This window comes from Sanguibacter sp. Z41_6, from assembly GCF_059621145.1.
Window position 1 is genome coordinate 859689 of the sequence record NZ_JCAQIF010000001.1, and the last position, 19103, is coordinate 878791.

17 protein-coding genes are annotated in these 19103 nt (G+C 72.1%); 9 read left to right on the forward strand and 8 right to left on the reverse strand.

Going from position 1 to position 19103, the window contains the following annotated elements; all coding sequences use genetic code 11:
• Positions 1–69: 69 nt before the first annotated feature.
• Positions 70–1374: a cytochrome P450 gene (locus AC54T1_RS04065; RefSeq protein ID WP_496911136.1), complete on the reverse strand. Its 1305-nt coding sequence runs from the start codon at positions 1372–1374 to the stop codon at positions 70–72.
• A gap of 126 nt (positions 1375–1500) precedes the next feature.
• Between AC54T1_RS04065 and AC54T1_RS04070 the strand changes: the two genes are divergently transcribed.
• On the forward strand, positions 1501–2352 hold the full coding sequence (locus tag AC54T1_RS04070) for an NAD(P)H-binding protein (protein ID WP_484344055.1): 852 nt from the start codon (positions 1501–1503) through the stop codon (positions 2350–2352).
• Positions 2353–2528: 176 nt separating this feature from the next.
• Positions 2529–3335 (forward strand): NAD-dependent epimerase/dehydratase family protein, encoded by an 807-nt coding sequence (locus AC54T1_RS04075; RefSeq protein ID WP_484344056.1) that lies wholly within the window; start codon positions 2529–2531, stop codon positions 3333–3335.
• 129 nt (positions 3336–3464) lie between these two features.
• Here AC54T1_RS04075 and AC54T1_RS04080 read toward each other — a convergent pair whose 3' ends face one another.
• Entirely contained in the window at positions 3465–4427 is a 963-nt protein-coding gene (locus AC54T1_RS04080; RefSeq protein ID WP_484344057.1) for a manganese catalase family protein, read from the reverse strand.
• A gap of 205 nt (positions 4428–4632) precedes the next feature.
• Between AC54T1_RS04080 and AC54T1_RS04085 the strand changes: the two genes are divergently transcribed.
• The 5 genes from AC54T1_RS04085 (at position 4633) to AC54T1_RS04105 (ending at position 10083) form a co-directional block, all read left to right on the forward strand.
• The gene (locus AC54T1_RS04085) at positions 4633–5526 is read left to right on the forward strand and encodes an SDR family oxidoreductase (protein WP_484344058.1); all 894 of its coding nucleotides are present in this window, start codon (positions 4633–4635) and stop codon (positions 5524–5526) included.
• 92 nt (positions 5527–5618) lie between these two features.
• On the forward strand, positions 5619–7394 hold the full coding sequence (locus AC54T1_RS04090) for a glycoside hydrolase family 15 protein (RefSeq protein WP_496911262.1): 1776 nt from the start codon (positions 5619–5621) through the stop codon (positions 7392–7394).
• 190 nt (positions 7395–7584) lie between these two features.
• Complete coding sequence (locus tag AC54T1_RS04095) at positions 7585–9078, forward strand: MFS transporter (RefSeq protein WP_496911137.1); 1494 nt, start codon at positions 7585–7587, stop codon at positions 9076–9078.
• Between the two features lie 106 nt (positions 9079–9184).
• Positions 9185–9751, forward strand: a complete 567-nt coding sequence (locus AC54T1_RS04100; protein WP_496911138.1) for an SRPBCC family protein — start codon at positions 9185–9187, stop codon at positions 9749–9751.
• Between the two features lie 113 nt (positions 9752–9864).
• The gene (locus tag AC54T1_RS04105) at positions 9865–10083 is read left to right on the forward strand and encodes a hypothetical protein (protein WP_496911139.1); all 219 of its coding nucleotides are present in this window, start codon (positions 9865–9867) and stop codon (positions 10081–10083) included.
• A gap of 33 nt (positions 10084–10116) precedes the next feature.
• Here the strand turns inward: AC54T1_RS04105 and AC54T1_RS04110 are convergent, their stop codons facing one another.
• From AC54T1_RS04110 to AC54T1_RS04135, 6 genes are all read right to left on the reverse strand, one after another.
• Complete coding sequence (locus tag AC54T1_RS04110) at positions 10117–10695, reverse strand: MOSC domain-containing protein (RefSeq protein ID WP_496911140.1); 579 nt, start codon at positions 10693–10695, stop codon at positions 10117–10119.
• A 48-nt stretch (positions 10696–10743) separates the two neighbouring features.
• Positions 10744–11460 (reverse strand): AAA family ATPase, encoded by a 717-nt coding sequence (locus AC54T1_RS04115; protein WP_496911141.1) that lies wholly within the window; start codon positions 11458–11460, stop codon positions 10744–10746.
• On the reverse strand, positions 11460–15920 hold the full coding sequence (hrpA, locus tag AC54T1_RS04120) for an ATP-dependent RNA helicase HrpA (protein WP_496911142.1): 4461 nt from the start codon (positions 15918–15920) through the stop codon (positions 11460–11462). Before hrpA ends, AC54T1_RS04115 begins: the two co-directional genes overlap by 1 nt.
• Positions 15921–15942: 22 nt before the next feature.
• A complete protein-coding gene (locus tag AC54T1_RS04125; protein ID WP_484344063.1) occupies positions 15943–16107 on the reverse strand; it encodes a hypothetical protein in 165 nt (54 codons plus the stop codon).
• Positions 16108–16171: 64 nt separating this feature from the next.
• On the reverse strand, positions 16172–16684 hold the full coding sequence (locus tag AC54T1_RS04130; RefSeq protein WP_496911143.1) for a hypothetical protein: 513 nt from the start codon (positions 16682–16684) through the stop codon (positions 16172–16174).
• 20 nt (positions 16685–16704) lie between these two features.
• On the reverse strand, positions 16705–17193 hold the full coding sequence (locus AC54T1_RS04135; protein WP_484344065.1) for a hypothetical protein: 489 nt from the start codon (positions 17191–17193) through the stop codon (positions 16705–16707).
• Positions 17194–17449: 256 nt separating this feature from the next.
• Here AC54T1_RS04135 and AC54T1_RS04140 point away from each other — a divergent pair, with 256 nt between their 5' ends.
• Positions 17450–17839 carry an STAS domain-containing protein gene (locus AC54T1_RS04140; RefSeq protein WP_496911144.1) on the forward strand — a complete coding sequence of 130 codons (390 nt, stop codon included), beginning with the start codon at positions 17450–17452 and terminating at the stop codon, positions 17837–17839.
• Positions 17840–17897: 58 nt separating this feature from the next.
• Positions 17898–19082, forward strand: a complete 1185-nt coding sequence (locus AC54T1_RS04145) for an exonuclease SbcCD subunit D (protein WP_496911145.1) — start codon at positions 17898–17900, stop codon at positions 19080–19082.
• Positions 19083–19103: the final 21 nt, after the last annotated feature.

Below are 19103 nucleotides of genomic sequence, written 5' to 3' on the forward strand. Positions count from 1 at the left end.
GACGGCGTGACCTCGCCGCTCGAGCCAGGAGCTCGCGCGCAGCACGGCGAGACGCACGGCTGGCCCCCCTTACGCGACGACGTCGAGCACCAGTCCGCTGTGGTCGACGGTCGCGGGCACCGGGTCGGACGCGAGGTACCGGGCGCGGGAGAAGGACAGGTCGAGCATCGACGAGGTCCGCGCGAGGAACTGGGACGAGACGAGCAGCAGGAGGTTGCGACCGGGGCACGAGGCGGGACCGCCGCTGAACGGGACGAGCGCCCACTCGTGGTCCGCCCGCCCGTCGAGCCAGGCCTCGGGGGTGACGTCGTCCGCCCAGTCCAACCGGTCGTCGTCCCGGTGGAAGAACGCACTGGTGATGACGAACCCGGTCCCCGCGTCCAGCGTGCGGTCCCCCCACCGCGTGGCGTCGGTGCTGTCCCGCAGGATGACCATCGTCGTCGGCCACAGACGTACGGACTCCAGGACGAAGCCGCGCGCGAGGGGCAGCGCCGGGACGTCGTCGGCGAGCTCGTGGTGCACGCGCTCGCGGTCCGCGGGCCGGGAGACGAGGACCGCGAGGGCGCGGAAGGCCGCGATGGCGCCGGCGTCGAAGGCGAAGAGCCAGTGGGGGATCTGCCCGACCGGGTCGACGCCCGAGGCATCGTCACGAGCCCGCGCGGCGAGCGTCCCGGGTTCGGCGCGGGCGACGTAGTCCCGGATCGATGCCTCGAAGTCGCGGCGCAACCAGGACCGGCGCGGGTGGAAGAACGACCAGTTCGCGTCCCGCCGCAGGGTGTTGAGCACCTCGGTGAGCCGGGTGTCCTCCCGGGCGGCCTCACCCAGCACGAGCGTGCGGACGGGTCGCCAGTACGCGGCGGAGAAGGTCGGCCAGTCGAGGTGACCCTGCTGCCGGGCGTCGTCGGCCACGGCGGCGGTCTCCCGCTCGATGACCCGGGTGAACCACTCCCCGTCACGGTGGACAGGCTCGCGCATGTCCAGGACGGACTCGTTGAAGGGCCGACGCGCTACGCGGTCCGGGGTGGGAGAGATGAGGACGCCGTCGGGCCCGAAGTGGCGCAGCGCGCCCCACTTCTCCGTCGACGCCGGGGTGAACGGCGTCGGTGAGCCCTCCAGGACGCGATGGACGTCCGCCGGCCGGGTGAGCAGCACCATGCGCCGTGGGCCGAGCCGCAGGACGAGGGGCGCCCCGCCGTGCCGCTTCCGCAGCTTCCGGAGCAGGGCCGACGCCCGACGGTCGGTCTGGTGGCGCTCCGCCCACGCCGTCATGCGCGGGCGCCGCACGATGGCGCCCTGCGCCACCATGGGCAGCAGCACGTCCTTGAGCACCAGGGCGCTCTCACGTGCACTCAGGTCGACCGGCGTCGAGCTCATGCGGCTCCTCCTCGGGGCGGTCGGCGGCGCGGACGCACTTCATCGTGACCCCGGGGGGTGCCGGTCGCATCTGGGTGGCGAACGGATACCGTGGAGTGAGCACATCACCACGGGGAGGGGACAGCCATGATCGTCGTCACCGGAGCCACAGGTCACCTCGGACGCCTCGTCGTCGAGGATCTTCTGGAGCGGGGTGTGGCCCCGGAGTCCGTCACCGCCACCGGGCGGTCCACCGCGAAGCTCGCCGACCTCGCGGAGCGCGGCGTGCGCACCGCACGCGCCGACTTCGAGGACCGCTCGAGCCTGGAGACGGCGTTCGACGATGCCGACACCGTGCTCATCGTGTCGACGGGCGCGATCGGCCGGCAGGTGCGGCTCCACACGCACGCGATCGAAGCGGCCGATGCGGCCGGAGCAGGACGCATCGTCTACACCTCCGCGCTGCGGGCCGGCTCCACGCCGCTCATCCTCGCGCCCGAGCACCTCGAGACGGAGCAGGTCATCCGGGACTCCGGGGTGCCCTTCACCATCCTGCGCAACGGTTGGTACACCGAGAACTACCTGCCGGACCTCGCTCGCGCGAAGGAGACGGGCGTCCTCGTCGGGAGTGTCGGCAACGGGCGCGTCGCCCCGGCCTCGCGCGCCGACTACGCGGCGGCCGCCGCGCAGGTGCTCATCGGTACCGGCCACCAGGGACGCACCTACGAGCTCGCCGGAGACGTCGCCCTCGGCTACGACGAGCTCGCGATCGCCTTCTCCGAGGTCGCTGGACGGACGGTCACCTACGAGGACGTCGACCCGGCCGAGCACGCCCGCATCCTCCGGGAGGCGGGACTCGACGAGCAGACCGTGGGATTCCTCGTCGCCCTCGACGGGAACATCCGCGACGGCGCCCTCGAACCGGTGGGGACGGACCTCTCCCAGCTGCTCGGGCGCCCGACGACGCCGGTCGTCGAAGGGTTGCGCGCGGCGGTCTGATCGCCGGTGGGGAACCCGCCGGAGGTCGTGGTGCACCGGACCGACCGCCTCGACCGCGGTGAGAGCTGCCCGCCCACGCGTCCGGGGAGTCGTCCCCATGGCACGTCGGTCGTTCACCGAGCAGCGGGCGCCGCTGCGGGTGAGACTGATGGACCCAACGGACGGAGGAGGCCCAGATGAACGACACGACGCACGCCCCGAAGGTCGTCCTCAGCGGTGCGGCCGGCCGGATCGGCACCTACCTGCGCCAGCAGGACGGCGGCCTGTCGGCTCTCGGATGGCGCCTGCACCTCGTCGACGCCGACGAGCCGGACGGACTCGGCCCTGACGAGCCCTTCGACCGGGTGGACCTCAGCGACGAGGAGTCCGCCGACGACCTGGTCCGGTCGATGGAAGGCGCCGACGCTGTCGTCCACATGGCGGGGATCCCCACCGAGGACAGCTGGACGCGGATCAGGCGGGCCAACATCGACGGCACGTACCGGCTGCTCGAGGCGGCGCGCCGCGCCGGTGTGCGACGCGTCGTGCTCGCCAGCTCGAACCACGCCGTCGGGTACTACCCGTCCGGTGCGGTCGCCCGCACCGACCAGCAGGTGCGTCCCGACTCCTACTACGGCGTCTCCAAGGCGGCGCTCGAGGCCCTCGGCAGCCTGTACGCCGACAAGTACGGGCTCGAGGTGGTGTCCTTGCGGATCGGTCTGTGCGCGGACCGGCCGGCGACGACGTTCGACCTCGGCATCTGGCTGAGCCCCTCGGACAGCGTGCGGCTCGTCGACGCAGCGCTGCGCGGGCCCGTGCACGGCCCGGTCGTGGCCTACGGCATCTCGGCGAACACCCGCGCCTGGTGGGACATGTCGACCGCCCACGCCCTCGGGTACGTACCGCAGGACGATGCGAGCAGCTATGCCCACCAGGTCGTCGAGTACGAGGGACCGTTGGGTGTGCTCGGGCACGACATGACGGCGGCCGACCCGCACCGCTGAGCGCTCTCCGAACGGGCCCGGCGGGGAGCTCGAGCAGATCCGGGAACACGGAGAGGCAGGGACGCCGCATCGGCGACGTCCCTGCCTCTCGTGCCGTGACCGCCGCGGTGGCTGCGGCGGTCGTCCGGCTCAGCCCTTCGCGGGCGGTACCGGGCCGTAGACGGGCGGCACCTCAGCCATCTCGAGGTCGGCCGTGGCCTGGATGAGGGCCAGCAGCTCGGTGTCGAGCCCGGGGGAGAACTCCTCGAACCGCTCCTCGGCGATCGTGGACGGGACGCCGGCGGGCGCCTGCTCGTCCGCGAGCAGCTCGGTGCCGTCCTTCGAGGGTGACATGCCCTGGAAGATCTTGCCGGCCTCGGACGCGTTCGTCAGGTCGAACGTGTACTGCTTGCTCTGCAGCCCCAGGTCGACGAGCTTCTTGACCTCCGGGAACTTCTCGGCGTTGGTCTTGGGGATCGGCAGGAGCTTGCCCCAGTCGACACCGAGGGTCTCGAGGGCCTTCGCGTACGCGTTCTCGTGCGCCTGGTCCCGGACGATGAGGTAGGACAGCGTCGAGCGAGCCGTCTTGTTGTCCGTCATCTCGTAGATGCGGCACTTCTGCAGCCGGCCCGTGGACTCGAGCATGAGGTTGTAGAGCAGGTCGAGGACGAGGTTCCCCGAGTTGTAGACGTAGCTGCCGCTCCACGGGTTCCCGGCGGAGTCGACGGGCAGGGCTCCCTGCGCGGCCACGAGGTAGTGGTGGATGTTGCTCTCGTCGAGCGCCATGCCCAGGGGGGTCGCGCCCTTCGCTCCCGGGGTGTCGAGCGGGTCGGTCTTCTTGCCGTTGTACCGGGGCGAGCCGTCGAGGAGCCGGGCGATCGTCGTCCCGATGAGCTCGACGTGGCTGATCTCCTCCGTCCCGATGCCCTGGAGGAGGTCCCGGTAGGGCTTTCCGGAGGGTCCGCGGAAGTTGATGCTCTGGAAGAGGTACTGCATCATCGTCCGCATCTCGCCGAACTGACCACCCAGTCCCTCCTGGAGGGCGTTCGCCGCTGCGGGGTCTGGCTCGTCCGGGACGATCTCGTTGATGAGCCGTTGCACGTGAAGGTACATCGTCGTGCCTCTCTGCTGGGGACCGGGAGTCCCCACTATCCGCCCGGCGGACCGATGGTGCATCTGGGCGGGACTGAGACGCGTTCGGAACGGTTTGCCCGCCCCGTCCGATTCCCTGTTGCAGGCGCCCGTGCCCAGTCACACGATGGTCGGGCAGCCCTCGTCAACACCACGGGGGCGTGCGCCTGCAGCGAGGGAGAACGCCATGACTGACCAGTACACGTTCACGAACCCGATCACGCAGTACGCCATGCCTCAGCCGCCGGAGCAGAGCCAGGACGGTCCCGGCCTCGACTCCGAGCTCACGCCCCTCGCCGACCACGGCGAGTCGACGTACCGCGGATCCGGTCGCCTCGAGGGCCGCAAGGCGCTCATCACCGGCGGTGACTCCGGCATCGGCCGCGCGGTCGCGATCGCCTATGCCCGCGAGGGCGCGGACGTCGTGCTCAACTACCTCCCGGCCGAGACGAGCGATGCCGACGAGGTCGCCGCGACGATCCGGGAGGCTGGCCGCACGTGCGTCCTGGCCCCCGGGGACATCGCGGACGAGGCCTTCGCGCGCAGCCTGGTCCACACGGCCGTCGAGGAGCTCGGTGGCCTCGACATCGTCGCGAACATCGCCGGACGTCAGCAGTTCGTCGAGGACCTCGCGGACCTCACGAGCGAGTCGTTCGACGAGACGTTCCGGACCAACGTCTACGCCCTGTTCTGGATCGTCCAGGAGGCCCTGCCGCACCTGCCCGCGGGCGCGAGCATCATCAACACGAGCTCGATCCAGGCGTACCAGCCGTCCCCGATCCTCGTGGACTACGCGACGACGAAGGCGGCGATCAACACGATCTCCAAGGCCCTCGCGCAGCAGCTCGCGCCCAAGGGCATCCGCGTGAACGTCGTGGCACCCGGCCCCATCTGGACACCGCTCCAGGCGGCCGGCGGTCAGCCGCCCGAGGCGCTCCCGGAGTTCGGGGAGGCGACGCCGTTCGAGCGCGCGGGGCAGCCTGCCGAGCTCGCGCCCGCCTACGTGTTCCTCGCCTCGCAGGAGTCGAGCTACGTGAGCGGCGAGACCCTCAACGTCAACGGGGGGATGCCCACACCGTGACGGAGCAACCGGAGCTGGAGAACCTCGACGGCGACCGCGACCACGCCGTCGAGGGCTCCGGCCACCGGCTGGCCGACGAGCTGCGCGCCCCGATGGCGCGCACCGACGGGTACGTGCCGCTGCGGTCCTACGCGGCGATCGGCGACGGGCGGACCGTCGCGCTCGTCGCCGACGACGGCCGCATCGACTGGCTGCCCGTCCCCGACCTCGACACGCCGCCCGCGTTCGGCGCGCTCCTCGACGCCGACCTCGGCGGGGCGGTCGAGCTCGCACCGTCGCAGCCGTTCCGGCTACGACGTCAGTACCTCGTCGGCACGAACGTCCTGCAGACCACCTACGAGACGGCGACGGGCACGGTCCGGGTGACGGACTCGCTCAACACGGGCGTGGCCGGTCGGCTCCCGTGGAGCGAGCTGGCGCGGCGCGTGGAGGGCGTCGAGGGCACCGTCCCGATGGCGTGGCGGGTCGCGCCCGGGACAGCGCTCGGCACCGCGTCGCCGTGGATCCAGCAGACCGTCCACGGGTCCGTCCTGCGCGTGGGCACCGCAACCCTCGCGGTGCGCGTGCTCGGCGAGACGACGACGGTCGTCACCCCGCAGGAGATCGGTGGGGCCTTCACCGCGACTCCGGGCACGCGCCACGTCGTCGGCGTCGTCGGCACCGACGCCGAGCCGGTGCACCTGCCCGACCCCGAGCACCTCGACACCCGCATCGACCGCACCGTCGACGCGTGGCGCGCGTGGACGCAGGCGTTCCACTACGACGGCCCGTGGGGCAAGGCCGTCCAGCGCAGCGTGCTCGCCCTCAAGCTCCTCCTCTACTCGCCGACGGGTGCGGTCGCCGCTGCGGCGACGACGTCGTTGCCCGAGAGCCTCGCGGGCGGCAAGAACTGGGACTACCGGTACGCGTGGGTGCGGGACACCGCCTACACGGTGGACGCCCTCATCGCGTTCGGCCTCGAGGAGGAGACGCACGCCGCCATCAGCTGGACGCTCACCACGTACCGGGAGCACCACGCCCGGGTGTTCTACGGGCTCGACGGATCCCTGCCCGGGGAGCACCGCATGGCCGACATCCCCGGGTGGCGCGGCATCGGCCCCGTCGTCGACGGCAACCGCGCCGCGGACCAGCTGCAGCTCGGTGTCTACGGCGACCTCCTCGCCGTCGTGCAGGGGTACGTCGACGCCGGGCACCTGCTCGACGCCGCGACCGGACGGATGCTCGCCGAGCTCGCTGACGAGGCGTGCGACATGTGGCGGCGCCCCGACGCCGGGATGTGGGAGCTCCTCGAGGAGGAGCACTACACGACGTCGAAGCTCGGGTGCTGGCAGGCCCTGCAGTCGGCCGTGCACCTCGCCGAGCTCGGTCAGATCCCCGGCGAGGCGGACCGGTGGCGCACCGAGGCGGACCGGATCCGGGACTGGGTCATGGAGAACTGCTGGTCCGAGGAGCGCGGCGCGTACGTCATGCACCCCGGCAGCAACCGGCTCGACGCGTCGATCCTCCTCCATGCCCTCAGCGGCTTCGACCGCTCCGAGCGCATGAGCTCGACGATCGACGCACTGCGCGCCGAGCTCGGCGACGGGCCGCTGCTCTACCGGTACAGCGGCATGGCCGAGGAGGAGGCGACGTTCGTCGCGTGCGCCTTCTGGGGAGTCGCGGCCATGGCCCTCGTCGGGCGCACCGACGAGGCGCGGGAGTGGATGGACGAGCTCCTCGAGCTCGCCAACGACGTCGGCATCTGGTCCGAGATGATCGACGCGTCGACCGGGGACTTCCTCGGCAACCTGCCTCAGGCGCTCACCCACCTCGCACTCGTCCGCGCGGCGCTCGCGCTCGCGCCGGCGGTCGACGGGAACGACGGCTGACGGCCCGCGGCACGGCCGTCGGGACCGGGATGTGACGGGAATCTCGCGCTCGGCAGCGGGCCCCGCACGGTAGGCTCGACGGTCTGTCCGACCTCGTGGTCGGAGAGGTCGACCGACCACGATCGCCAGTGTGGTGCGTCTCGATCCGGGCTGGAAACCCCTAGATCCTGTGCACACACGAAAGTCGGTCATGCCCACAACCACGCCCGCACCCGCGCCCGCTGGGGCCCCAGCGCAGACGCCGACCGCGGAGCGCTCGTCGCGCCGCTGGTGGATCCTCGTCATCCTCGCCCTCACGCAGCTCGTTGTCGTCCTCGACGGCACCATCGTCAACATCGCGCTCCCGCAGGCGCAGGCCGACCTCGGACTCAGCGACTCCCAGCGTCAGTGGGTCGTCACGGCCTACGCCCTCGCGTTCGGCGCACTCCTCCTCCTCGGCGGCAGGGTCGCCGACTACTGGGGCCGCAAGCGCACCTACCTCGTCGGCATGCTCGGGTTCGGGGTGGCCTCGCTGCTCGCCGGGTTCGCCCGCGACGGCGTCGAGCTCATTGCGATGCGCGGCCTCCAGGGGGTCTTCGCGGCACTTCTCGCGCCCGCCGCGCTCGCGCTGCTCACCGTGTCCTTCCCCGGTGGCCGCGAGCGCAACACCGCGTTCGCGGTGTTCGGGTCCGTCGCCGGCGCCGGTGCCGCCGTCGGCCTCGTCCTCGGTGGCGTGCTCACCGAGCTGGCGGACTGGCGCTGGTGCCTGTGGGTCAACGTCCCCGTCGTCGTGGTCGGCCTCGTCGCCGGGCAGTGGCTCATCAAGGAGAGCAAGGCGGAGGGCGACAACCGGTACGACGTCGTCGGCACGGTCCTGGTCACGCTCGGCCTCGGGCTGCTCGTCTACGGCTTCACGCTCGCCGAGCACAGCTGGGTCGCCCTCGACACGGTCGGCTGCCTCGTCGGTGGGGTCGCGCTCATCGCGGCGTTCGTGTGGGTCCAGTCCCGCGTCGCCCAGCCGCTCCTGCCCCTGCGCATCGTCCTGAACAAGGTCCGCGCGGGTGCGTTCCTGCTCCAGGCGCTCTTCGGCGCCCTCATGATCGGCGCCCTCCTCTACCTCACGTTCCACCTGCAGATCGTGCTCGGCCTCTCCCCGCTCCGAGCCGGCCTCGGGTCGCTGCCCATGACGGTCGTGACGCTCTGCACCGCCCCCGTCATCGCCAAGCTCCTTCCGAAGGTCGGACCGCGGCCGCTCATGATCGCCGGCCCGCTGCTCGCCGCCGTCGGCGTGCTGTACCTGTCGGGGATCAGCGTCGGTGGCAGCTACCTCGTCGAGGTCCTGCCCGCGCTGCTCGTCCTCGGCCTCGGTATGGCCCTCGCGTTCGTCCCCATGCAGAACGTCGCCCTCGCCGGGGTCGCCCCGCACGACGCCGGGGCGGCGAGCGCGACGGTCAACGCCGCCATGCAGATCGGTGGCTCCATCGGTCTGTCGGTCTTCACGACCATCTACGCCGGCACGGTCTCCGGGCACGAGATCAGGGGCGAGGCCTCGCAGCTGGCCGCGTTCGTCGACGGCTACTCGGCGACGTTCGTCGCCGCCGCGGTGCTCATGCTGCTCGGCTCCGTCCTCGCGGCCGTGCTCATCCGTGGTCGCAAGGAGGACCTCCTCCCGTCCGGGGAACACGTCGCCGTGCACATGGGCTGACCGGCGGGACGAGCAAGGCCCGACGACCCACGGTCGCATCTGGGTCACACTGGTCGCTCGTCGGCGACTGCTGACGAGCGACCAGCACGGACCAGGAGGAGCAGCGATGGTGGAGGACCAGGCGGTCGAACGGATCGGTCCTCATGACCCGCGGCTCACGGAAGCGAGGGCAGCGGCAGGGCGAAACCTCGTCATCGGCCGGAGCGTGACGGTCCGGCCGGCGGGCGCGGTCACCCTGACGTTGTCCACCGACCTGGCCCGCACACCCGAGGACGTCCTCGCCTTCTGCCTCACCGGTGAGGGGTTCACCTCGATCATGCCCGACCCCTTGACGCTCCTCGAGACGTCCTCGGAGACGGGCGAGCTCGGCGGGACGTACGCGTTCCGGTGGTGGTGCAAGCGAGTGCTGCCGGTACGGTGGGTCGCCTTCATCGACAGCCTCGTGCCGGGCCAGGAGTTCTCCGACTACCAGCTGCGGGGGATCTTCCGCTACTTCCACCACACGCACTCGTGCGTCCCGACGGCGACCGGGACCCGTTACACGGACACCGTGGTGTTCGCCGGCCCGGTCGGTCGTCGGATCGACGAACGGATCCTCCTGCCGCAGCTGCGCCGCACGTTCCGCCAGCGGCACGCGCGGATGCGCGCAGCGCTGGAACCACGCCGAGACTGAGCCTCGCGGCCTTCGGCTCCGGCCGCGCTGGCGCTCGCGCCGGCCGTCGGATGAGCTCCAGCCTCGGGTCCGCAGCGGGTGCGGTCACGGTGGAGCGCGGGTACACAGGGGAGATGAACCTCGACGACGACTCCGGGCCGCTCATCCTGCGCGACCCGCGACGGTTCACCGCGATCGTCGTGACCGTGCTGCTCGGTACCTGTGCGCTCGCGGGGATCTTCTTCGGTTCCGGACCGGACTCGTCGGGCGGCGGTGACGGACCGGACCACGGCCCCGGGCACGCGTTCGTCGAGCCTGGCGACGAGGCCGACGCCGCCCGCGCGACGGTCTGACACCGCCCGGACCGTCTGGGACCGCAGGCCGGCTCAGACCGGCTCGAGCGCCTCCGGGGTGCCCACTGGCAGCTCGACGCGGACCGCGTCCCCGGGGCGCACCGTGCCACCCGCGCGGACGACGGCCATGACACCGGACTTCCGCACGACGTTGCCGTCCGCGTCGCGGCCCAGCACGGCCTTCATGAGGCCGGGGGCGAGCCCGTTGATCTGCTTGCACGGGTTGCGCAGGCCCGTGAGCTCGACGACCGCCTCGTCACCGAGGTGCAGCCGGGTGCCGCGGGGGAGGTCGAGCAGGGGGACGCCGCGTGTCGTGACGTTCTCCCCGAGCTCGCCCGGGGCGACGGTGAAGCCCTCGTCCGCGAGCTCGTCGAACAGCTCCGCGTGGATGAGGTGCACCTGACGGAGGTTGGGGATCTCCGGGTCGCGGCGCTTGCGTGACAGGTGCTGGACCATCGCGCCGGCATGCGCGTCGCCCTCGACACCGAAACCCTCGATCAGCACGACGTGGTCACGCGTGGGCTTGGTGAACCGGTGCGCGTCGTCGCGAGCCACCGCCACCACAGACGCCGCCGTCGATGGTCCCGGCGCGGCCTGGTCCTTCGCTGTCATGCCGTCTCCCTCATGAGCGCTCGGTCGGTGCACCTCTGCCAGATCGTGTCATAGGTGGCGGAGGAACCGCTCCGGGGCGTCGAGGAACGTCCTCCACCCGGTGACGAGGCCGAGGTCCGCCCACGCGCAGCTCCGCAGGCCCCACTCGCCGACCTCGTAGACGGTCGCACCGGGCATCGCGGCGAGGAGCGGGGAGTGCGTGGACAGGATCACCTGCGAGCCGCCGTCGGCCACGAGACCCTTGAGGATGCTCAGCAGCGACAGGCAGCCGGAGAAGGACAGCGCGGACTCCGGCTCGTCGAGCACCCAGAGCCCGGGGCCCCGGAACCTGTCGATCGCGAGCTCGAGGAACGACTCCCCGTGCGACATCTCGTGGAACGGCGTGTTCCGCACGCCCGGGTTCTCCTCGAGGTACGTGAAGAAGCTGTGCATCGTCTCGGCCCGCAGGAAGTACCCGCGCCGGGCGCCGCCCGGGCTGCGCACCAGGGTGAGGTGGTCACCGAGGTCCGACTCGCTGGGGCGCGTGGAGTGCCGGGCGCCCGTCGACCCACCCTCCGGAGACAACCCGAACGCGTCCGCGACGGCCTCGACGAGCGTCGACTTCCCGGCGCCGTTCTCGCCGACGAGCACGGTCACGGCGCCGAGGTCGAGCCCGTGGTCGAGCAGGTGCGCGACCGCGGGCAGCGTCGCGGGCCAGGCGCCCCGGGGCATCGGGTCGGTGGTCGACTCCTCCACCCGGCGCACGGGCACCCGGTCCGTGCGCATCAGCGCTCTCCGAGCACCTTGCGGATGCGCTTCTCGCTGATGGGGCCGTCGGTCCCGAGCTGCTGGGCGAACAGCGACACCCGGAACTCCTCCAGCATCCACCGCACCTCGGCCAGCTCCGCGGCGCGCGCCGGGTCCGGCGGGCCGGCGGCGTAGGCGGCGCGCGCCCGGGCGTAGGCGTCCTCGACGTCGCGCACCCGCCAGGCGAGCTCCGCGTCGCGGTTGGGGTTGGCCGCGGCCTTCTCGAGCCGGTACGACGCGGCGCGCACGTACCGGGTGAGGTGCGGGAGCCGGTCGGCGGGAGTGCGCGCGACGAAGCCGTCATAGACGAGACCAGCGACGTGGTCGCGCAGGTCGGTGAGCGTGGTGAGCAGGGCGAGGCTCGTCGAGCGCCGGATCTCGCCGTCGAGCGTGCGCGCCGCGGAGAGCACCGCCACGACGTGCCCGACGACGGTGTGCACCTCGTCCTCGAGGCGTCCCCTGAGCAAGGTCCGGGCCGCGTCGTACGCCACCTGGTCGCCGATCGAGGCGGCGTCGGGCACGAGCGCGTGCACCGCCGCGAGCTGGAGGTCCGCGACGAGCGCACCGGTGTTCGGGTACGGGCTCGCGGCGAGCGTGAGCGACTGCGTCCCGGACCACCGTGACGTGATGCGCGAGGGCTGCAAGGCGCTCTGGGTGAGCAGCAGGCGCCACACGCCGCGCTCGTGCTCACCGCGCTGACGGGCGGCGTCGGCCAGCACCCGGAGCGCGACAGAGGACCCTTCCTCGACGAGCGCGGGGTAGCCGCGCACGACCATCCCGCCCGGGCCCGGCGTGTCCACCTGCGCGGGGAGCACGCCGTCGGGCAGGTCTGCGGGCCAGGTGGTGAGCCGGGGGACCTCGGCGAGCGGAGCGCGGGCAGGTGCGACACCCGGGGAGGCGACGACGCCCGCGGCAGAACCGGCCGGAGCGTGCGGTGCGTCCTCGTGCGCCGCGGCTGCGGCAGAGGCAGCACCCGCGCCCCTGCTCTGGGCAGGACGCCCGGCGGCGGCCTGCGCCTCGCGCAGCGCGGTGCCGACCGCGCTCTTGACCGCTGAGCGCACCGCGGCCTGCGTCTGGGCGGCCAGCCGCCTCTGGAGGGCGACGAGGTCCTTGCTCTCGTCGAGCACGACGGCGCCCCGCGGGTCCCCGGCGGGGCCACGCTCGTCGATGACCCGGAACGTCATGCGCAGGTGCGCGGGCAGCCGCTCGTCGTCCCACGCGTCGGCCGGGATCTCGACGTCACGCAGCTCCCGCACCGCCCGCGTGAACGCGCCGCGGAACGACTCCGCCATGTCGCCGGCGCGGGTGATGTCCGTCCACTGGGGCGTGTTCTCGCGGAGCCACGCGACGACGTCGCGGGCGACGTCCGGTGCGGGCACGAGCTGGACCCGGACCGGCTTCGGCAACGCCCGGATCGTCGCGGTCGTGAGCTCCGCCAGGAGGCCGGGGACCATCCAGTCGAAGCCGTCGGGCACCACGCGGTTGAGCACGGAGACAGGGATGTGGACCGTCACGCCGTCGGCGTCGGTGCCGGGCTGGAACTGGTAGGTGAGCGGGAGCGTGAGGTCCCCTTGGACCCACCGTTCGGGGAAGTCCTCGGTGGACACGGCGTCGTCGCCGCCCGGGAGGAGCAGCTCGCGCGTGAAGGACAGCAGGTCCGGGTCCCGGCGTCGCGCACCCTTCCACCACTGGTCGAAGTGCCGGGCGGAGACGACGTCGTCCGGGATGCGGTCGTCGTAGAACGCGTAGAGCGCGTCGTCGTCGACGACGAGCCCGCGGCGACGAGAGCGCGCCTCGAGGTCCGCGGCCTCCTCGAGCAGGCGCCGGTTCTCGTGGAAGAACTCGTGGTGCGTCGTCCACTCGCCCTGCACGAGGGCGTGCCGGATGAACAGCTCGCGCGCACCCTCCGGGTCGACCTTCGCGTACAGCACCGTGCGGTCGGCGACGATCGGCACGCCGTAGAGCAGCACCTTCTCGCGGGCCTGCGCCGCGCCCTGCTTGGACGACCAGTGGGGCTCGGAGTACGTCCGCTTGACGAGGTGCGGGGCGAGCTCCTCCGCCCACTCCGGCTGGATGCGCGCGCAGTCGCGGCCCCACAGACGGGAGGTCTCGACGAGCTCGCCCGCCATGACCCACACCGGCGGCTTCTTCGCCAGGGCCGACCCGGGGAAGATCGCGAAGCGCGCACCGCGGGCGCCGAGGTAATCGTTGCGGGCGAACCGCTTCGCCCGCTTGTCTGCCGCGGCACCCGCACGGCCCTTGACGGCCGAGGCCTTGACCTCCGTCGCCTCCTGCATCCCGATCTGGGAGAGCAGCCCCGCGAGCAACGACTGGTGGATGGTGTCCGCGTCCCAGGTGAGCCGCAGGTCCGCCTCCTCACCGGACGACGCCCGGTGACCCGGGGTGTTCATGACGATCCCCAGCTGCTTCGACATCTCCTTGAGCTGCGTGACGACGTCCTGCCACTCGCGGATGCGCAGATAGTTGAGGTACTCCGCGCGGCACATGCGCCGGAACGCCGAGGACGACAGCTCGCGCTGCTGGGCGCGCACGTACTCCCAGAGGTTGAGGTAGGACAAGAAGTCGGACGTGTGGTCCGCGAAGCGGGCGTGCGCCTGGTCGGCCTGCGGGCGCTGCTCGGCGGGCCTCTCACGCGGGTCCTGGATCGACATGGCGGCGGCGACGATCATCACCTCGCGGGCCGCGCCGCGGCGGCCACCCTCGACGATCATGCGTGCCAACCGCGGATCCATCGGCAGCTGTGCCAGCGCCCGGCCGACGTCGGTCAGGCGGGTCCCGCCGCCCGCGCCGAGCGCCTCACGCGCGGGGGCGGCGCCTCGCGCCGGCTTCTGCGGGGCACGGGTCTCGAGGGCGCCGAGCTCCGTGAGGAGCTGCACGCCGTCGCGGATCGCGCGGGTGTCCGGGGGCTCGACGAACGGGAACCGCGCCACGTCGTCGGGAGTGCGCACCACGCCGACGCTGATCATCTGCAGGAGCACCGACGCGAGGGACGTGCGCAGGATCTCCGGCTCGGTGAACGGTGCGCGCGCCTCGAAGTCGTCCTGCGAGTACAGGCGGATCGCGATGCCGTCCGCGACGCGGCCGCAACGCCCCGACCGCTGGTTCGCGGACGCCTGGGACACCGGCTCGATCGGCAGGCGCTGGACCTTCGTGGCCTTCGAGTACCGCGAGATCCGGGCCGTCCCGGGGTCGACGACGTACCGGATCCCCGGCACCGTGAGCGAGGTCTCCGCGACGTTCGTCGACAGGACGACCCGGCGCCCGGGGTGCGACTGGAACACCCGGTGCTGCTCAGCCGCTGAGAGGCGCGCGTACAACGGCAGGATCTCGATGTGGTCCGGCGCGCGCGGGTCGCTCACGCGCGTGCCGAAGCGTCCCGTGAGGGCGTCCGCGGCGTCAAGGATCTCGCGCTCACCGGAGAGGAACACGAGGATGTCCCCCGGACCCTCGGCGCACAGCTCGTCGACGGCGTCGCAGATCCCCGTCATGAGGTCCCGCTCGGTCCCCTTCTTCGCGTCCGCGTCCTGCGGCGTCAGGGGTCGGTAGCGGACCTCGACCGGGAACGTCCGGCCGGAGACCTCGATGACCGGCGCCGTCGGAGTGTCTGCCGGTGCGTCCGCCACAGGTGCTGCCGACGGTGCGGTCGGGGTGGTGCCGGTCGTCTCGGGGCGGGTCGCGTCGCCGGACCCGGGATCGTCGCGCGAGGGCGCCGGGTCCGGCGACGCGACGAGGTTCTGCGGCCCGCCCGGCGCGAAGTGCCGCGCGAACCGCTCGGAGTCGATCGTCGCCGAGGTGATGATCACCTTGAGGTCCGGGCGCTGCGGCAGCAGCTGCGTGAGGTACCCGAGGATGAAGTCGATGTTGAGGGAACGCTCGTGGGCCTCGTCGATGATGAGCGTGTCGTAGGCGAGGAGCTGTGGGTCCCGTTGGATCTGGGCGAGGAGGATCCCGTCGGTCATCACCTTGACGAGGGTGTTCTCCGAGGAGGTGTCCGTGAACCGCACCTGGTAGCCGACGATCTGCCCCAGGGGAGAGCCGATCTCCTCCGCGATCCGCTCGGCGACCGTGCGTGCCGCGATCCGCCGCGGTTGGGTGTGGCCGATCTGCCCGGCCCGGCCACGACCGAGCTCGAGGACGATCTTGGGCAGCTGGGTGGTCTTCCCGGACCCGGTCTCTCCGGCGAGGATGACGACCTGGTTGTCGCGGATGGCAGCGGCGATGTCGTCCCGCCGCGCCGAGACGGGCAGCTGCTCCGGGAACGTGATCGGCGGCACGACGACGGCCGCTCGTGCCGCAGCGAGCCGGTCGAGCCGGGCGCGGTCCACCTTCGGGGCACGCGGTGCGGTGCTCGTGGTGCCCGGTCCTCGGCCACGTCCGCGCCGGCCGCGGCCGCGTCTGTTCTGCTCGGCAGTGCTCACAAGGTCCTGTGTGCGCCGGACGTCAGTCCGCGGCGCGCTCGATCGGGATGAGGAACGCGAGGGTCGACATGAGGAGCCCGCCGACGAAGACGACGCCCTCGTACCCGTCCGCCGTCTCGGCGATGCTCATGACGAAGATCCCGGCGATGAACAGGGCGATCATGAAGAACGCGAAGACGTGACGCATGAGTGATCCTCCGAGGTGTGGTCTGCCACAACGGTATCAGCGCCGCACCCGTGCGACCCGCCTGTCAGGACGTGGCCCCCGCCACCTTCTCCTCGAGCTCGACGAGCTGAGCCTCGAGCGTCTCGATGGCGCTCGCCACCTCGGGGTTGTCACTCACAGAGCCCTCGAGCTCTTCGAGCTTCGTCGTCGCGTCCTCGAGGGCGGTGCGCGCGTCGGCGAGCTCCTGCGTGGAGCTCGCACCTGCCTCGCGTGCCGACTCCAGGGCGCTGGCCGCGAGGGCAGCGGCGTCGTCCGCAGCGGCTGTGGCCTCCGTCGCGGAGTCCCGGACCGTGTCGGGGAGATCGCCGAGCTTCTCGCGGAGCGAGCTCGCGTCCGCGGTGACAGCGCTGGCGGCCTCGCGGGCCTCGGTCGCGAGCTGGGAGAGCTGGTCGGTCGAGATCGTGATCTCGGGGAGGTCCGGCAGGTCCGAGCACGCGGCGAGGCCGACGGTCGCCCCGACGACGACGGCCAGCACACGCCCGTGGCGCCGGGACGTGCGCGAGCCGAGCTGTGACCGGTGGCTACGGAGAGGTGACATGGGCTCAGTGTGGCCCCTCATCACGCGCGCGTCACCCCTCCGGTGTGGGCGGCGAGGGCCGCGACGTCGTACTCGAGCGCACGCAGCGCGAGGGTGACGCCCGCATCGATGCCCTCGATGCGGTGGAGCACGAACCGCAGCTCGGCACCCGCGGCGCTCAGGGCGGTGCGGGCGTCCTCGAGTGCGAGGCCCGCCCGCCACCGGCGGTCCTCGTCGTCCTCCGACAGTGCCCGCACGGCCTCGGCCGCGTTCGACGCTGCAGCGCGAGCGGACCCGATGGCGGAGTCGACCTCGGTGCGCAGGGCGGTCGGCAGGACGAGGACGTGGGCGTTGACCAGTGAGATGTCCCGGGCTATGGCAGCGCTCCCACTCGCAAGACTGGACATCGATGTCCCCCCGCCGACCCGCCCGGTATCGAGATCGGCGGCAGCGGCTGCTGCCCCGTGAGCGAGGGGCATGGTGAGGGCAAGGAGGCCCGCGGCCGCTCGGTGAGTCCTCTTCGACGTCATGTAACGATTGTGCAACGCGCGTCTGAGAAGTCGCTGAGATCCACCGGACCTTCACCCTGTATTTCGCCCGCTGTGCCCCGTTCGGTCGGTGAGGCTGTGCATACGTGCGGGTTTGCGGACCAGCCGGGCTGCCCCTATGGAAAAGTGGGCGCCGTGCAACTATCGTCGTCGTGAAGTTCTGCGCACGACGCGGCCGCGCTGAAGACGATCGGTGGAGGGGGCTGCCGTGACCAGGACGAAGACAGGTAGACATCACATGAGTTCCACTCGTCACGATCGCAAAGATGCGAACGGGATCACCTGCGTCGCGTTGCCCGACGGCACTGCTCGCGTGACCCTCTGGGGAGAGGTGGACGCCGCGCTGCGCGACCAGGCGAGCGAGGCGATGGTGTCCCTCATGGAGCACGACCGCCCCGTCGTGCTCGATGTCGGCGCCGTGACCTTCATCGACTCGTCGGGCCTCGCGTTCCTCGTCCAGGTCCATCGGGTGTGCACCGAGAGCGGCTTCGACCTCACGCTGCTCGACCCGACGGAGGGACTGCTCGAGCTGCTCGACATGCTCGGCATCGCCGGCCAGTTCGTCGTGCGGCGCAGCGAGCCCTCCGGGGTTGCGGCACCCGGCTCCCCGGTGACCTCCGGCTCCTGACGGTCGCCGGGGCGCGTCCCGGAGCTCGGGTGTCGGTCCCTGCCGATACGGTCACGCCATGCGGATCTTGCACACCTCGGACTGGCACCTGGGCCGGACCCTGCACGGCGTGGACCTCCTCGACCACCAGGCGGCGTACGTCGACCACCTCGTCGATGTCGTGCGAGCCGAGGCCGTGGACGCGGTCGTCGTGTCGGGTGACGTCTACGACCGTGCGATCCCGCCCGTCGAGGCCGTGAACCTCCTCTCGCAGGCCCTCGCGCGAATCTCCGAGCGCGCCCGGGTCGTCGTCACGCCAGGCAACCACGACTCGGCGATCCGGTTGGGGTTCGGCGAGGACCTCCTGCGTCCGGGCATCCACCTGCGCACCCGGATCGCGGACGTCGGGGTGCCGGTCGAGCTGCCCGACCCGTCCGGCGGGTCCGTCATGGTCTACGCCCTGCCGTACCTCGACCCGGACGTCGCGCGGACGGCCCTGCAGGACGAGGGGGCGGAGCGTCCCGCCCGCTCGCACGAGGCGGTCATGGCCGCCGCGATGCGGCGCGTGCGTGCGGACCTCGCCGCACGGTCGGCAGCAGCCGCGGAGCGGGTGCGGTCCGTCGTCATGGCCCACGCCTTCGTCGTCGGCGGGGCCGCGTCGGAGTCGGAGCGGGACATCCGGGTCGGCGGGGTCGACTCCGTCCCCGGCGGGGTGTTCGAAGGGGTGGACTACGTCGCTCTGGGGCACCTGCACGGACCGCAGCGGGTGACCTTCCCCGGGAGCACCGTCGGGCGGTACTCGGGCTCACCGCTCGCCTACTCGTTCTCGGAGATGCACCACGCCAAGTCGAGCGTCCTGCTCGAGATCGGGGCGGACGGGGTGAGCGTCGGCCCGCAGGTGGTCGCTGCCCCCGTGCCGCGCCGGCTCAGCGAGGTGACCGGCACGCTCGACGACCTGCTCGGTGCGGCGGGGGAGCGCCACACCGAGGACTGGGTACGGGTCATCGTCACGGATCCCACCCGCCCCCGGGAGATGGTCGCGCGCCTCAAGGAGCGCTTCCCCCACGCGCTCGTCATGCAGCACCGGCCCCCGGCGACGGCGGCGCGCGAGTCCCTCACCGTGTCCGTCACCACCGCGAGCGACCCGGTCGCCGTCGCGGAGGACTTCGTCGAGCACGTCACCGGGCTGGCGCCCGCCGACGCGGAGCTCGCCGTCCTGCGCACCGCTTTCGAGCGGGCGAACGCCGCCGAGCGGAGCGCCTGACCATGCACCGACCGACCGGGA